The 15,667-nt window shown below is 65.7% G+C and carries 14 protein-coding genes; 8 read left to right on the top strand and 6 right to left on the bottom strand.

Features of this window, described 5'->3' with window-relative positions; genetic code table 11:
• Nucleotides 1-13: 13 nt before the first annotated feature.
• On the bottom strand, nt 14-1,009 hold the full coding sequence (locus AC1VNY_RS20310; RefSeq protein WP_482406515.1) for a phosphotransferase: 996 nt from the start codon (nt 1,007-1,009) through the stop codon (nt 14-16).
• A 127-nt stretch (nt 1,010-1,136) separates the two neighbouring features.
• Between AC1VNY_RS20310 and AC1VNY_RS20305 the strand changes: the two genes are divergently transcribed.
• The 4 genes from AC1VNY_RS20305 to AC1VNY_RS20290 all read left to right on the top strand — a co-directional run bounded on the left by AC1VNY_RS20305 (nt 1,137) and on the right by AC1VNY_RS20290 (nt 4,766).
• Nucleotides 1,137-1,607: a copper chaperone PCu(A)C gene (locus AC1VNY_RS20305; protein ID WP_080583245.1), complete on the top strand. Its 471-nt coding sequence runs from the start codon at nt 1,137-1,139 to the stop codon at nt 1,605-1,607.
• A 135-nt stretch (nt 1,608-1,742) separates the two neighbouring features.
• The gene (locus AC1VNY_RS20300) at nt 1,743-3,515 is read left to right on the top strand and encodes a PQQ-dependent dehydrogenase, methanol/ethanol family (RefSeq protein WP_482406514.1); all 1,773 of its coding nucleotides are present in this window, start codon (nt 1,743-1,745) and stop codon (nt 3,513-3,515) included.
• 85 nt (nt 3,516-3,600) lie between these two features.
• On the top strand, nt 3,601-4,143 hold the full coding sequence (locus AC1VNY_RS20295; RefSeq protein WP_482406513.1) for a c-type cytochrome: 543 nt from the start codon (nt 3,601-3,603) through the stop codon (nt 4,141-4,143).
• A complete protein-coding gene (locus tag AC1VNY_RS20290) occupies nt 4,140-4,766 on the top strand; it encodes a hypothetical protein (RefSeq protein ID WP_482406512.1) in 627 nt (208 codons plus the stop codon). Before AC1VNY_RS20295 ends, AC1VNY_RS20290 begins: the two co-directional genes overlap by 4 nt.
• Before the next feature lie 162 nt (nt 4,767-4,928).
• Here AC1VNY_RS20290 and AC1VNY_RS20285 read toward each other — a convergent pair whose 3' ends face one another.
• From AC1VNY_RS20285 to AC1VNY_RS20275, 3 genes are all read right to left on the bottom strand, one after another.
• The gene (locus AC1VNY_RS20285) at nt 4,929-6,602 is read right to left on the bottom strand and encodes a bifunctional protein-serine/threonine kinase/phosphatase (protein ID WP_482406511.1); all 1,674 of its coding nucleotides are present in this window, start codon (nt 6,600-6,602) and stop codon (nt 4,929-4,931) included.
• Between the two features lie 63 nt (nt 6,603-6,665).
• On the bottom strand, nt 6,666-7,925 hold the full coding sequence (locus AC1VNY_RS20280; protein ID WP_482406510.1) for an MFS transporter: 1,260 nt from the start codon (nt 7,923-7,925) through the stop codon (nt 6,666-6,668).
• A gap of 334 nt (nt 7,926-8,259) precedes the next feature.
• A complete protein-coding gene (locus AC1VNY_RS20275; RefSeq protein WP_482406509.1) occupies nt 8,260-8,448 on the bottom strand; it encodes a hypothetical protein in 189 nt (62 codons plus the stop codon).
• A 114-nt stretch (nt 8,449-8,562) separates the two neighbouring features.
• Between AC1VNY_RS20275 and nirB the strand changes: the two genes are divergently transcribed.
• The 3 genes from nirB to AC1VNY_RS20260 are packed head-to-tail and all read left to right on the top strand — an operon-like array spanning nt 8,563 to nt 14,023.
• Nucleotides 8,563-11,022 carry a nitrite reductase large subunit NirB gene (gene nirB, locus AC1VNY_RS20270; protein ID WP_069275658.1) on the top strand — a complete coding sequence of 820 codons (2,460 nt, stop codon included), beginning with the start codon at nt 8,563-8,565 and terminating at the stop codon, nt 11,020-11,022.
• Nucleotides 11,019-11,348: a nitrite reductase small subunit NirD gene (gene nirD / locus AC1VNY_RS20265; RefSeq protein ID WP_038380484.1), complete on the top strand. Its 330-nt coding sequence runs from the start codon at nt 11,019-11,021 to the stop codon at nt 11,346-11,348. The genes nirB and nirD overlap by 4 nt, the downstream gene beginning before the upstream one ends.
• Before the next feature lie 11 nt (nt 11,349-11,359).
• Nucleotides 11,360-14,023 carry a nitrate reductase gene (locus tag AC1VNY_RS20260; RefSeq protein ID WP_482406508.1) on the top strand — a complete coding sequence of 888 codons (2,664 nt, stop codon included), beginning with the start codon at nt 11,360-11,362 and terminating at the stop codon, nt 14,021-14,023.
• A 49-nt stretch (nt 14,024-14,072) separates the two neighbouring features.
• On the opposite strand, the gene AC1VNY_RS20255 is transcribed toward AC1VNY_RS20260, so the two are convergent.
• Entirely contained in the window at nt 14,073-14,234 is a 162-nt protein-coding gene (locus AC1VNY_RS20255; RefSeq protein WP_482406507.1) for a hypothetical protein, read from the bottom strand.
• A gap of 3 nt (nt 14,235-14,237) precedes the next feature.
• On the opposite strand from AC1VNY_RS20255, the gene AC1VNY_RS20250 reads away from it, so the two are divergent.
• Nucleotides 14,238-15,188: an amidohydrolase family protein gene (locus AC1VNY_RS20250; protein WP_482406506.1), complete on the top strand. Its 951-nt coding sequence runs from the start codon at nt 14,238-14,240 to the stop codon at nt 15,186-15,188.
• Here AC1VNY_RS20250 and AC1VNY_RS20245 read toward each other — a convergent pair.
• Nucleotides 15,185-15,433 carry a hypothetical protein gene (locus AC1VNY_RS20245; protein WP_482406505.1) on the bottom strand — a complete coding sequence of 83 codons (249 nt, stop codon included), beginning with the start codon at nt 15,431-15,433 and terminating at the stop codon, nt 15,185-15,187. The two genes, AC1VNY_RS20250 and AC1VNY_RS20245, sit on opposite strands and share 4 nt — an antisense overlap.
• Between the last annotated feature and the right edge of the window lie 234 nt (nt 15,434-15,667).

The raw sequence follows: 15,667 nt of genomic DNA, 5'->3' as shown, positions 1-15,667 counted from the left end.
GCCGGGGTGAACGTCAGACCGAAAGATCGAAGCCGGGCGTCGCGACCTCGGTCAGGAACGCGGCGACGAACATCTTGCCCAGCACGTGCTTGGCCGCCGGCGTGCCGGCCTTGAGCCGGCCGGCGCGTGTAGCCTCTGCGAGCTCGGCAAGCGTCGGTGCCGCGAGGCTCGTGTCGGGTGTGGCGCGCGGCGCCGTCGCCGATGCGCTGAGCAGCACGCCGGCGTAGTAGAGCCGGGTGAGCGCGCGGACATGTGCGAGCCGTGCGCGCAGCGCCTCGTCGAGCGGGCGGCCGAGCCAGGCACGATGCAGGATGTTTTCCAGCTCCGGCGTCCGCGCCAGGCTGTCGCCGACAATCGCAAGGTCGACCAGCGGATCCGTGCGATAGGCGGATTCCCAGTCGATCATCCAGAGCCTGTTGCCGTCGAACAGGATGTTGGCAGGGAGCGAGTCGTTGTGGCTCGACACCGAGTTGGCCTCGTCCCAGGCATAAGCCGCGCGGATCCGCGCGAGCTGCGCGTTGCAGCGCTCAAGCACGCCGGGCGCGAACAGGCCGGTGCGGCCGACATGGGCCCAGAGCCGGGCCACGATGTCGGGGTAGCGCACGAAAGCGGGAAAGGTCGGGGTCGCCTGCAGGCCCGCCAGCAATTCGCCGAGCGCCTTCGCCAGCGCCGGCAGGCCGCCGGGATAGCGGCCGAGCGGCTGCCGCTGCACAAAATCCATCACCGCGACGCGCGAGGCCTCGTCGACATAATGGAGTCGCGGCGCGATGCCGGCCTTAGCGGCGATCCTGAGCGACACATACTGAAACGGATTGCGCAGCGGGCTCGGCATTCCTTCGATTCGGAGCAAATAATTCTCGCCGCCTGCATCGATCCGGAACAATTGCGCCGACGTTGCGCCGCCCGAGACGGATGTGACGGCGTCGATCGCCGCGGTGCCGATCACCTGACGCAGTGCGGCATGTGCTGCGTCGCGCTCTATCGGCGGAAGTTTATCGAGAGCACTCATGCGCAAGAAGTTAGCATGGCCGCCATGCGTGCCGAAATCGCATTGATGGAGCGTTCGCGATCTATTGCTGGCAGCGCACGACGAAGCGTGAAACAATGCTGCAAAAATCATGTTGGGAGAGAACTTGATGTCGTTCGAGCGGGGGTTGCATTGCGCCGTTGCGTGCCGATCATGGATCGCGTTGCCATTATTCTGCCTGATCAGCACGTTCGGAGTGGTGCATAACGCCGCCGCGAACGAGTCCTTGCAGATTGTGGACGCGCGCGTGCCGGCGGTCGACAAAGCGGGCGGGGACCTTCCGTTGACGATGACGATCAAGAACGAGGCCGACAGCGCCGATGCGCTGCTTCGTGTCCGCTGCCCGGTTGCGAATTTTTCCGAGCGTCATACTGTGGATCGCGGCGAGGGCGCACCAGCGATGCGCTCGATATCCAATATACCAGTGCCGGCAAAGGCAATGCTCGAGCTGAAGCGTGACGGTTATCACGTCATGCTTCTGCAGATGCGTCAGGCGCTCACGCCGGGCGAGACCTTCAAATGCGCGATCGTTTTTCAGAAAGCAGGCACCATCGAGACGGAGGTACAGGTCCAGAAGTGACCTAACACAAGTGACTCAAGAAGGCGGCGGGTGGTGCACAGCCACGCGCCGGGACTCAAGGCTTCTCGCGTGATCGCCCGTGTGTGACGGGCGGTTCGATCAATGAAGAATGCTAGATCCGGAGGAAATGAACTCATGACAAGGTTGAATTGGGTAAAGTCGCATATGCTCGCCGCGGCAGTAGCATCCGCAGCGACCTTCGCGGGCTCTTTCGCGCTCGCCGACGATGTCGGCCAGGACCGTCTGCTCAATGCTGACAAGGAAGCAGGCAACTGGCTGCACCACCACAAGAACTATTCGGCGACGCGCTTCTCGTCGCTGGCCGATATCAACAAGGACAACGTCAAGAACCTGAAGGTCGCCTGGACCATGCATCTCGGCGGCGTCGAGGGCGGCGGAATCTGGTCGCATGGCGGCCTGGAGGGAACGCCGATCGTCGAGAACGGCTTCATGTACGTCACCGACGGCTGGGGTTCGGTCTACAAGATCGATGCGCATGCCGGCAAAGGCGTGCTGCTCTGGAAGATGGACCCGAAGACCGACCATGACTGGGCCGGCGCGGTCGCCTGCTGCGGCGTCGACAACCGCGGCGTCGCATTGTGGGGCAACCTCGTCGTTTCGCACACGCTCGACGGCCGCCTGATCGCGACCAACAAGGAGACCGGGCAGGTCGCCTGGCAGCGCCAGGTCGCCGATCCCGACAAGGGCGAGGTGATCACCGGCGCACCGCTGATCGTCAAGGACATGGCGATCACGGGCGTTGCCGGCGCCGAATACGGCATTCGCGGCTGGATCGCCGCGACCGACCTGAAGAGCCAGAAGGAAGTGTGGCGCACCCACACCATCCCGGGCAAGGACGAGGCGGGTCACGAGACCTGGAAGGACGACAAGGACGCCAAGGCGAGCGGCGGCGGATCGACCTGGGTCACCGGCAGCTTCGACCCCTCGACCAACACCATCGTCTGGGGCGTCGGCAATCCCGGACCGGACTGGGACAACGAGTACCGGCCCGGCGACAACCTCTACACCGACTCCTCGCTTGGTCTCGATGCCGACACCGGCAAGATCAAGTGGCACTACCAGCACACGCCGAACGATCCCTACGACTATGACAGCGTGGCGGAGAACGTGCTGGTCGACGTCCCCGGTCCGAACAACACGACGCAGAAGCTCGCGCTCGAGGCCGACCGCAACGGCTTTGCCTATGCGATCGACCGCAACAGCGGCAAGTTCATCTGGGGTCTGCCGTTCGTCAAGAAGGTGACCTGGACCAAGGGTCTCGACCCCGAATCCGGCAAGCCGGTGGAGTATGATCCGAAGCAGGGCGTGCAGCGCTACAACGCGGCGGTGACGCCAAGCCGGACCAACAAGGTGACGGACATCTGCCCCGGCAACATGGGCGGCAAGAACTGGCCGCCGACCGCGTATAATCCGAACCTGAAGCTCTGGTACATCCCGGTGATCGAGAGCTGCAACCGGATCACGGTCGAGGAGACGACGCCGGACAAGTTGAAGAAGCGCGAGTTCTTCACGGGCGGCGGACCGAGCCAGCCCGTCAAGATCACCGGCAGCGTCACCGCGATCGACGTTACCACCGGCAAGGTGGCAGGGAAGGCGGAGACCGAATTCCCGAACCTCGGCGGCATTCTGGCAACGCCCGACCTCGTGTTCTCCGGACAGCCGTCCGGCGAGGTGATCGCCTATGACGCGAAATCGCTGCAGCAGCTCTGGCAGTTCAACACCGGCGGCGGCGTCAACGCGCCCCCGATGACGTTCTCGGTGGACGGCAAGCAGTACGTCGCGATCCTGGTCGGCCTCGGCGGTGCCTGGGACAAGTGGTTCATCGATGCCACGCCCGAGCTGAAGCGGATGCAGCCGGGCTCGATGCTCTACGTGTTCGCCCTTTGACGTCGCAGCGCGGGAGGCCTCGGTGAGAGGCCTCCCGCGTCGATTTGGCCGAGAAAGACAAGAAAAAAGACAAGAAACAAGACAAATGAAAAAAATATGTCTGATTGGCGCGTGGCTCGGCTGTGCGCTGGTGATGGGATTTATCGGTACCGCGCAGGCGCAGTCGGCGAGCGATCCGACCGACGCGGGCAAGGCGGTGTTCAAGCGCGGCAATTGCGTCGGCTGCCACAAATGGCATGGCAATGGCGGCGGCGGCTATGGCGGCGACGCGCTGTCGCTGCGCAAGACCGAGCTGACCCGCGAGCAGATCATCGAGACCGTGACGTGCGGCCGGCCGGGCACCGGCATGCCGTTCTTCGTGCGCGGCTCCTACGACACCACGAAATGCTACGAGATGACCCGGCAGGACGTCGCGGACCGCATGCCGCCCGAGGCGAATGTGTTCCTGCGGCCGAACGAGATCGAGGCCGTCGCCGATTATGTGCTCGCCCGTGTCAAGGGCAAGGGCGAGCCGACCTACGATGAATGCATCGCGTTCTTCGGCGATGGCTCGCGGGTCTGCAACATCTACAAGGAGGCCGGCCACGCCACCGCGCCGTCCGACCAGAACGAGAAGGCAAAGCCATGAGCAAGCAAGGATTGGCAATCCGTGGCTTGGTCTTCGCTGTCACCGTCACGGCAGCGGTGCCGGCGATGGCGACCGCGGGAGACCTGCGCGACATCAGCGTCGGAATGGCGATCAGCAGCGTGCCGGACGCGGGCTACATCAACCTGACCTGCGTTGGAGAGAAGACCCACAGATTGGCTGATTGGGCACAGTGGCAGGCTTGCCAGGCCGGACCGGACCAGCTGCGCGGCATCCGCTTCGAGTATGATCGCGAGAGCGGGCGGGAAGGCACCATGGTCGGCGGCCATCCCGCGATCCTCACCGTGATGATCGACAAGGACGCCAAGATCGCGGCGCTGATGATCGAGACCGATCCGAAGGCGCGGCTCTATCTGCGCAAGAAGGCGTTCCTGCTCGGCCTGCAGGCGAGGTCGCGCTATGGCGAGGATGGCTGGACCTGTTCAAAGGCACAGCCGGGCGCCGACAAACAGGAGGTCGGCGGCGTATTTGTCGACGAGAAATGCACCAAGACCATCGACGGCCGTACGGTCGAGATCGAGCGTCATCTCTATCGCGAGCCGAACAAGGAGCTCAAGGACATGACCGACGAGACCCGGATCACGATCCGCCGCGCCGGGTCCTGAGCCGCGAACTGGAATAGCCAAATTCCAGTTGCCTAACTGATCTAAAATGACTCTCTTTCTTTTCGTCATGGCCGGGCTTGTCCCGGCCATCCACGTCTTTTCTTGCGCGATTGCAGCGAAGACGTGGATGCCCGGCACAAGGCCGGGCATGACGGAGCTAGTCTAATGCCGCGCCAGCAGCACCACGATGATCAGGGCCAGGATCGCGCACAGCACCTTCCAAAAGGTCACGGGATCGCGGTCGTGCAGCGATTTGCGGGTCGTGACGGCGGGGCCGGCCCAGGTCGCGCCGTTTTCCAGTTCGTGCGCGAACTCGATGGCATCGCCGAAGCGTTGTGCCGGGTCGACGCTGAGCGCCTTGCCGATCACCGCGTCGAGCCAGGCCGGCAGGTCCGGCCGGTAGCGCGACAGCGGCGCCGGCTTGCCGAAGCGCGGCCGCGAGAACGGCTCGATCTCGCCGAACGGATAGTTCGCGGTGAACATGCGGTAGACCGTGACGCCGAGCGCGAACAGGTCGGAGGCCTCGTCGCCGGCCTTGCCGCCGAACAGCTCGGGCGCCATGTAACTCGCGGTGCCCGGAATGTCCTCGGCGGGAAAATCCTCGAGCAGCGGCACCCGCGCTACGCCGAGATCGACAAGGCGTAACCCGCCGTCCTTCAGCAGGATCACGTTGTCGGGCTTGATGTCGCGATGGATGATGCCGGCGCGGTGCAGCGCGGTGACCGCGCGCACCAGCTTGGTTGCAATCGCGATGCCCTCGGTGAGCGACAGCCTCGGCGGGCGGCCAAGCCGTTGCTCCAGCGTTTCACCCTCGTAGAGCGGCATCGCCGAATAGAGCCTGGTCTGCCGCTCCGCCGGCACCTCGATGATTTCGCCGATCCAGAGGCTGCGCACGCGCGCGGCGACCCAGGCCTCGCGCACGAAGGCGAGGCGGTAGGAGCCTTCGCTCGCGACCCGTGGATGGGGAAACTTCAGCGCCACTTCGCGGCCGGCGCGCTTGTCGGTCGCCTTGAACAGACGGCTGTAGCGTCCGTCGGACAAGACGTCGCCGAGGCTGAAATCGTCGATCGTGTCGCCGGTCACCGGCAGGTCGAGAATCGGCAGCGTCGCGATCGCGTGCGTAAGATCGTCGCGATCCGCCGGCGGCAGGTCGACGACGTCGAGCACTAGCGCCGTCGTGTTGTCGCTGCTGCCGGCCGCGAGGGCGGCATCGACGATGCTGCGCGCGGACTCGTCGGGTGGCGTGCGTTCCTCCAGCAATTGCTGGAGGCGCAAATCGCCGAGCGCGCCGTGAACCCCGTCGCTACAGATCAGCAGGCGATCATGTTGCCGGAGCCCGAGGGACGTGTAGTCGAAGCGGGCGAATTCCTCGAAACCGATGGCCCGGTTCAGCATGTGGGCGAGGTCGCCGCGGCCGGCGATGTGGTCCTGCGTCAAACGTTCCAGCCGGCCGTCGCTCAAGCGATAGGCGCGGGTGTCGCCGATATGGATCACATGGCATTGCCGCCGCGACAGGATGATCGAGGAGAACGCGCAGGCCATGCCGCTCCGTGCGGCATCGACGCGGCCCTGGCCGTAGATCCAGCTGTTGGCGGCTTCCAGCGCCCGCGCGGCGCGGCGGCGGACGCCGAGCGTCTCGGGCAGCGAATAATAGGCGTCGATGAAGCTGCGGACCGCGACCTCCGCGGCCTCGCGTCCGCCCTTGTGGCCGCCGACGCCGTCGGCGACCGCGGCGACGACGTCGCGATGGACCGTGCCGGGCTGGCCCAAGCAGGCCGCGACATAGTCCTCATTGGCGGCGCGCTTGCCGGTCTCGCTGGCGAAGCCGACGCGCACCCCCAAGTCCCGTTGCGAACCGTTCGCCACGTTCGAGCCCCGTCAAGTTGCGGAGCGGAGTCCTCAGACGCGCGCTCCCGACACCGCGCCCCAGGTGGTGCGCCAGCGGACCTTGACCATGGCAAGTCCGATGAAGCCAAGCAACGCCAGCCCGCCGAAGAACAGGAAGCCGGCGCCGAAGCCGCCCGTCATGCCCTTGGCGGCGCCGAGCGTCTGGGCGAGGAAGAAGCCGCCGACGCCGCCGGCGCAGCCGACGAGCCCGGTCATCAGGCCGATCTCGTGACGGAAGCGCAGCGGGATCAGCTGGAACACGGCGCCGTTGCCCATGCCGAGCGCCAGCACGCCGATCGAGAACAGCAGCACCGAGATCCAGGCAATGCGCGGCAGTTCGGTCAAGGCCCAGCCGGCCGGCGTCGGCGCCGTCGGTCCCTCCGGCATGAAGGCGATGACGAGATAGGCTGCGACCACGACACCGAACAGGATCGACAGCGAGCGAATGCCGCCGATGCGGTCGGCGATCATGCCGCCGACCGGACGGAATCCCGAGCCGAACGCGACGATCAGCGCGACCAGCATGCCCGCCGCGACCCCGGAGACATGATACTGCACGGTGAAATAGAGCGGCAGCGCATTGGCGAGGCCGACGAAGCCGCCGAAGGTGATGAAGTAGAAGAACATGAACCAGCGGCTGTCGGAATCCTTCAGCAGCGCGCCGTAAGCCTTGAGCGAGATCCTCTTGCGCTCGCCCGGCGCGTCCTTGGCTGCGAATGCGTAATAGGCGAGCACCATCAGCATCGGAATCAAGAGGCAGCCGAACACGGCCTGCCATCCCCAATGCTCGGCAATGGTCGGCGCAAGCAGCGTGTCGAGCACGACGCCCATGTTGCCGGCGCCGGCGATGCCCATCACCACGCCCTGATATTGCGGCGGATACCAGCGGCTCGCCTGGGGCAGGGCGACCGCGAAGGAGGCGCCGCCGACGCCGAGCGCCAGCCCGAACAGTTCGATCGCGAGCTTGCTGGTCAACCCGAAATGCCACACCGCCGCGGTCGCGGCGATCACGACGAGCTGGGCGATGATGCCGGTGCGCTTGGCGCCGATGAGGTCGGCGAGAATGCCCATCGGCACGCGCAGCAGCGCGCCGGCGAGCACGGGAATGGCAACGAGGGTGAACTTTTCGTTCACCGCCAGATTCATGTCGCGCGCGATGTAGACGATCAGCGGTCCAAGCGCGACCCACGCCATGAAACTGATGTCGAAGTACAGGAACGCGGCAAGCAGTGTCGGCCAGTGACCTGCCTTCTTGAACTCGGCTAGCTTCATCGCAAGCATCTCGCGTTGATGCGGCGGAGGCAGCCGCATCAACGCGCGGCCGTCTCAAGCGCAGACAAATGGAATGTGGGTGAATGCTGAGCGCGCTCGTCGTTGAGACGCACTCCGTCAACAGCTGTGGTCAGCAATTACCGTGCCATCGATCGGGTCGCGTCGCTTTGCCGTGCAGTCGCAAGACGTTGCCGCGCATCGCGAACAGCGTTCCGCGGCCGCACGTGGCGTGGCTTGCGGCAAGTGCCGCCGCGCAAACGCGCACGCTGGTGCTTTTTTGTGCGATGCGCCAAGCCCGCGCGATCGCGCATCAAATGCGACTTCGCGATCGCCATCACCGCCGGCGATGCTGTGATGCACAAGAGATCATCGGCGTGGCTAAAATTTCGGCCGGCTGTCGGCGCGGCGCGCGACCCCGCGGATTTTGATCGGCCGGAAACCTGTTGATTTTGCAGCCGGATTCGCCCGCCACGAGTTGGCACGCGTTTTGAATATCAATCAATAACGGAACATCGGTCGTCATCGAAGACGATCTGCGCCCGCGGCTGGGCTTCCTACAACTCCAAACCTTTATCGGTGCCCATCAACGACGCACGCCGCGTCGCTGCGCAGCGCCGTCGGAATTGAAAGGCAGACCATGCTCGACAAAGTGACCAAGCAGAAGCTCGTGGTGATCGGCAACGGGATGGCTGGCATCCGGACGGTCGAGGCGCTGCTGGAGCGCGCGCCCGATCTCTACGACATCACGGTGTTCGGCTCCGAGCCCTACGGCAATTACAACCGCATCCTGCTGTCGCCGGTGCTCGCCGGCGAGAAGACCGTCGACGACATCATGCTCAACACCGTCGACTGGTACGAGGACAACAACATCACGCTGCGCAAGGGCGAGACGGTCACCATGATCGACCGTCGCACCTGTGAGGTCGTCACCGAAGCCGGCGAGCGCGTGCCCTATGACCGCCTGCTGATCGCGACGGGCTCAAATCCGATCATGCTGCCGCTACCGGGCAAGGACCTGCCGGGCGTGATCGGCTTCCGCGACATCTATGACGTCGATCGCATGATCAAGGCCTCGACCGACTACCGCAATGCGGTCGTGATCGGCGGCGGCCTGTTGGGCCTCGAGGCCGCCAACGGGCTGATGAAGCGCGGCATGAACGTCACGGTCGTGCATCTGCTCGACACGCTGATGGAGCGTCAGCTCGATCCGGTGGCCGGCGGGCTTCTGCGCAAGTCGCTGGAAGAGCGCGGCATGGTGTTCAAGATGCCGGCGCAGACCCAGGCGATCCTGGGCGAGGACCGCGTCACCGGCGTGCGCTTCGGCGACGGCACCGAGCTGCCGGCCGATCTCGTGGTGATGGCGGTCGGCATCCGCCCGAATTTCGAGCTCGCCAAGAAGGCCGGGCTCTATTGCGAGCGCGGCATCGTCGTCTCCGACACCATGCAGACCTATGACGGCCGCATCTACGCGGTCGGTGAGTGCGTGCAGCACCGCCGCCAGACCTACGGTCTCGTCGCGCCGCTGTTCGACCAGGCCAAGGTCTGCGCCAACCACCTCGCCATGAAGGGTTTTGCCACCTATGACGGCTCGGTCACCTCGACCAAGCTGAAGGTCACCGGCATCGACCTGTTCTCGGCCGGCGACTTCGCGCCGGGGCCGGACAAGGAGGAGATCGTGCTGCAGGACGCCAACCGCGGCGTCTACAAGCGCATCATCCTGAAGGACAAGAAGATCGTCGGCGCCGTGCTCTATGGCGACACCATCGACGGCCCCTGGTACTTCCAGCATCTGCGTGACGGCACCGACGTCTCGCATATGCGCGAGCGCCTGGTGTTCGGCGCTGCCAATCTCGGCGATGGCGGCGTCAGCGGCCAGAGCTCGGTTGCCGCGATGAGCGACGAGACCGAAATCTGCGGCTGCAACGGCGTCTGCAAGGGCGCCATCGTCAAGGCGATCAGCGAGAAGAAGCTGTTCACGCTCGACGATGTCCGCGCCCACACCAAGGCGTCGTCGTCCTGCGGCTCCTGTACCGGCCTCGTCGAGCAGGTGCTGGCGTTCACGCTCGGCGGCGACTATTCGGCGGCGCCGAAGGTCAAGCCGCTGTGCAAATGCACCGATCACAGCCACGACGACGTTCGCCGAGTCATCGTCGAGCAGCAGCTCAAGACCATTCCCGCGGTCATGCGCTTCATGGAGTGGAAGACCCTGAACGGTTGCCACTCCTGCCGTCCGGCGCTGAACTACTACCTGCTCGCGACCTGGCCCGGCGAATACCGCGACGACCAGCAGTCGCGCTTCATCAACGAGCGCGTCCACGCCAACATCCAGAAGGACGGCACCTATTCGGTGGTGCCGCGGATGTGGGGCGGCGTCACGACGCCGAGCGAGCTGCGCGCGATCGCCGACGTCGCCGAGAAGTTCAACATCCCGACGGTGAAGGTCACCGGCGGCCAGCGCATCGACCTGCTCGGCGTCAAGAAGGAGGATCTGCCGGCGGTGTGGGCCGACCTCAACGACGCCGGCATGGTGTCGGGTCACGCCTACGCCAAGGGCCTGCGCACGGTGAAGACCTGCGTCGGCTCGGAGTGGTGCCGCTTCGGCACCCAGGATTCCACCGGCCTCGGCGTCAAGCTCGAGAAGTTCATGTGGGGCTCGTGGACGCCGGCCAAGGTCAAGCTCGGCGTCTCCGGCTGCCCGCGCAACTGCGCGGAGGCAACCTGCAAGGACGTCGGCGTGGTCTGCGTCGATTCCGGTTACGAGATCCATTTCGCCGGCGCCGCCGGACTGCACATCAAGGGCACCGAGTTCCTGACCAAGGTCGAGACCGAGGACGAATGCCTCGAGGTGATCGTGGCGCTGACCCAGCTCTACCGCGAGGAGGGCTGGTATCTCGAGCGCATGTACAAATGGTGCGACCGCGTCGGTCTCGAGCAGATCAGGAAGCGGGTGGTCGACGACGTTGCGAACCGCAAGGCGCTGTTCGCCCGCTTTGCCTATTCGCAGCAGTTCGCGCAGACCGATCCGTGGGCCGAGCGCGCCAGCCGCGGCGTCGACCGCAACGAGTTCGCGCCTCTCGCCGAATTGGAGCTCGCATGACCCAGTGGATCGAAATCGGCGCATTGGCCGACATTCCGCGGCTCGGCTCGCGCGTGGTGCGCACGCCGGGCGGCAACATCGCGGTGTTCCGGACCGAGAGCGACGAGGTGTTCGCGCTCGACGACCGCTGCCCGCACAAGGGCGGGCCGCTGTCGCAGGGCATCGTGCACAACAAGCGCGTGACTTGTCCGCTGCATAACTTCGTCATCGAGCTGGCGAGCGGGCAGGCAGTCGCGCCCGACGAAGGTTGCACCCATACCCATCCGGCCAAGGTCGAGAACGGCGTTGTCTGGCTGTCGGTGCGGCAGGCGGCTGCGGTGAGCTGAGCGGTCAGGCAATGTCGGTCAAGACCACGTGTCCCTATTGCGGTGTCGGCTGTGGCGTCATCGCGTCGAAGGACGCGGCGGGTGCCGTCACTGTCGAGGGCGACAAGCAGCACCCGGCCAATTTCGGCCGGCTCTGCAGCAAGGGCTCGGCGCTCGCCGAGACCATCGATCTCGACGGGCGTCTGCTCGAGCCGATGGTGGACGGCGCGCCGGCGGCATGGGACGACGCGCTCGATCGCGTCGCCGATGGCTTTAATCGCATTATTCGTGAGCACGGCCCGGACGCGGTCGCGTTCTATGTCTCCGGCCAGCTGCTGACCGAGGACTATTACGTCATCAACAAGCTCGCCAAGGGCTTCGTCGGCACCGCCAATATCGACACCAATTCGCGGCTGTGCATGGCCTCCAGCGTCGCCGGGCACAAGCGCGCGTTCGGCAGCGACACCGTGCCGGGCTGCTATGAGGATCTCGAGCAGGCGGACCTTCTGGTGCTGGTCGGCTCCAACGCCGCCTGGTGCCATCCGATCCTGCACCAGCGCATGCTGGCGGCGAAGGAGAAGAATCCGGCCTGCAAGATCGTGGTGATCGATCCGCGCCGCACCGCGACCTGCGAGGGCGCCGATCTGCATCTGCCGCTGCGCTCGGGCAGCGATTCCGTGCTGTTCAACGGGCTGTTCGCCTTCCTTGCCGGCAGCAACGCGGTCGACCGCGGCTTTGTCGGCAATTGCACCACTGGTGTCGTCGGCGCGCTGAAGCAGGTCGGCGGCCAGACCGTGGCGCAGACCGCGGCGACCTGCGGCCTGACCGAAGGCGCGGTCGGGCTGTTCTTCGACTGGTTCACCCGGACCGAGCGCGTCGTCACGCTGTATTCGCAAGGCATCAACCAGTCGTCGAGCGGGGTCGACAAGGTCAACGCCATCATCAATTGCCATCTGTTGACTGGGCGCATCGGCCGTCCCGGCATGGGGCCGTTCTCGCTGACCGGCCAGCCCAACGCGATGGGCGGCCGCGAGGTCGGCGGGCTCGCCAACCAGCTCGCCGCGCATATGGAGATCGAGAATCCCGCGCACCGCGCGCTGGTGCAGCGGTTCTGGCGCGCGCCTGTGATCGCGGAGAAGGCCGGGCTGAAGGCGGTCGACATGTTCGACGCAATCGCCGACGGCCGCATCAAGGCGGTGTGGATCATCTCGACCAATCCGGTGGTGAGCCTGCCGGATGCCGATCGCGCCCGCGCCGCGCTCGACGCCTGCGAGCTCGTCGTGGTGACGGATTGCATGCGCGACACCGACACCACGCGCCATGCCGACGTGCTGCTGCCGGCGCTGGCGTGGGGCGAGAAGGACGGCACCGTCACCAATTCCGAGCGCCGGATCTCGCGGCAGCGGCCGTTTCTCGCAGTACCGGGCGATGCGCGCGCCGACTGGCGCATCATCTGCGACGTCGCCAGTCGCATGGGATATTCCGGCTTCGACTATGCCTCGGCCGCCGACGTGTTCCGCGAGCACGCCGAACTGTCGGGCTTCGAGAATAGCGGCCGGCGCGATTTCGACATCTCGGCGCTGGCGACGCTGGATGATGACGCCTATGACGCGCTGGCGCCGGTGCAGTGGCCGGTGACGGCGGACCATCCGGCCGGCACGCCGCGGATGTTCGAGAGCCAGCAATTCTTCACGCCGGACCGCAAGGCGCGCTTCGTGCCGGTGGCGCCGCGCGCGGCGCGCAACGCGACCAGCCGCGACTTTCCGCTGGTGCTCAACACCGGCCGCGTGCGCGATCAGTGGCACACCATGACCCGGACCGGAAAAACCGGCCGGCTGCTGGCGCATGTGTTCGAGCCCTATGCCGAGTTCCACCCCGAGGACGCGCGGCAGGCCGGGCTGCAAAACGAAGGGCTGGTGCGGCTGACCAGCAGCTGGGGCGAGATGGTCGCGCGCGTCGTGGTCAGCGCCGACCAGCGCCGCGGCTGCGTGTTCGTGCCGATGCACTGGAACGCGGAGTTCGCCGGCGAGGGCCGCGTCAACGCACTGGTCAATCCGGCGACGGATCCGCTGTCCGGTCAGCCGGAGTCCAAGCACACGCCGGTCAAGGCCGATCCCTACGCGCCGAAATGGCACGCCTTCATCCTGAGCCGCGACGCGATCAGGCGGCCGGCAAGCGGCTATTGGGTTTACGGCAAGGCCGGCGATTGCACGCGGCTCGAACTTGCGCTCGATGCGCGCCCGGAGAGCTGGCGCGACTGGGCGCGCGCGCAGCTCGGCCTCGAAGGTGTCGAGATCGAATGGATCGCCTATCGCGATCCGGCCGCGGGCCGCTTCCGCTACGCGGCGGTGCGCGACGGCCGGCTCGAGGGCTGTGTGTTCATCGCGCCCGATCACACGCTGCCGTCGCGGGCGTGGCTGACCGGGCTGTTCGCCGAGCAGCAATTGTCGGCCAATGCGCGGATGTCGCTGCTGGCCGGACGGCCGTTCGGCGCGGGCGAGGATGTCGGCCCGATCGTCTGCTCCTGCTTCAGCGTCGGACGGCACCAGATCACCGCCGAGATCAAAAAGGGCGCCGACAGCGTCGATGCGATCGGCCGCTGCCTGAAGGCCGGCACCAATTGCGGCGGTTGCAAGCCCGAGATCGGCAAGCTTATCGGCGCCACCGCGCAGCCGCGGCAGGCGATCGCGTCGTAAGTCGCTGCGCATCGCAGCCGCGCCAGGGTCCAACCGAGACATGCGCGGTTCAGGATTGTTGCGGCGCAAATTGACCTTGAGCCCTATTTCTATGGCCGCAATTTCCTGATGTGATCTTCAATATTGCGAGCCATTTTGCGGTGACCCTGCTGAGGCGCGCCGTGCCGATCACCATCACGTCGTGACCAAAGCTAAAGAACTGGAAGGACATTACATGCCTTCTCGCCGTCATTTTCTGACCGGCGCCGTCGCGACCGGTGTCGCGCTGTCAATGCAACGCGCCACGGTAGCAGTCGCGCAGGAAAAACGAGTGATCGTCGATTCGCAGGTTCACCTGTGGCCGGCAAGCACTCCAGAGAGACCCTGGCTCCCCGGTGCCAAGCCGCAGCTTCCGGAGCCCTTCACCATCGAGCGAATCATTCCACTGATGGACGAGGCCGGCGTCGACCGCGTCATTATCGTTCCGCCAGTGTCGCTTGAAGGTGAGCGCATCGACTATGCCCAGGAGGCAGTCAGACGGTACCCGGGCCGCTTCGCCATCATGGCGCGTGCAGCCCTCGACAAGCCCGACCGCGCGACACGGCTTGCGACTTGGCGCGACCGGCCAGGCGTACTGGGCGTGAGGTTGAACTTCGGCCCCGGCGAAGCGGCGTGGCTGACAGACGGGACCGCGGACTGGTTCTGGCCGGCGGCGGAGAAGGCCCGCCTGCCTGTGATGTTTCTCACCGAGGGCCAGACGTCGCTGTTCGCCCGCATCGCCGAGCGGCATCCGCAACTTACGCTCATCATCGATCACATGGGCGTCGGCGCGGGACTTCGCCCTCGTCCCGGCTCATCGAAAAACAACATGGTGCCGGAAGCTATCGTCCAGGCGGCCGCGCTCGCAAAATATGCGAATGTATCGGTGAAGCTGTCGTCGGTCCCGCTGATTTCGACTGAGCCGTACCCATTCCGTGACGTGACCCCGCATATCCAGCGCCTGTTCGACGCCTACGGCCCGGAGCGCTGCCACTGGGGGACCGATATAACCAATTCATTCGCCCGGGCCACCTACCGGCAACGCGTGACGCAATTCACGGAGGAGCTTCCGTTCCTCAGCGAAAGCGACAAGGACTGGATCATGGGCCGCGCGATCCTGGCGCGGCTTCGCTGGACGTCGTCCTAGCAGCCGCGGCAGATGCTCTTCAGCTTGCTGTTGAGCAGGCGGTCCTCTTCGTCGGAGGCCGCCTTGGTGTAGGGGTCGTTGCCGTGGCGCTTGTCGTCGGCAAAACCGCCGGCGCCAGTGGCGCCGCCCACGTGCATGCCGTGCATCGCGTGCCCGCCGCCATGGTCGTGGCTGCCGCGCGCATCCACCGCCGGCATTGCGGCCGCAAGCAACGTCAGAAGCGCGACCGTCGTGATCGTCCGCATGTTTTCCTCCTCGTCGCCGCAAAATACCGCTGACGCCGAGGCAAATCGGTGTCGGCCATCTTCACAATTTCGCGTGGCGGCAATCGGGGCAAGGGCCGGCCGGTTCCGGCCAAATACCGCCGGTGCGCCGCACATAGGCCGCCCGGGGATGGCTTCATGCCGACAATGCAGTGCTCGTCACACCAAAATGGTGTATCGGCAGGCTTGAGTGCGCTTGGGCAGCGGCCCGACGCC

This window comes from Bradyrhizobium ferriligni (assembly GCF_056837965.1).
Note: the sequence above shows the minus strand (reverse complement) of the source record. Positions and strands in the feature narration are given on the sequence as shown.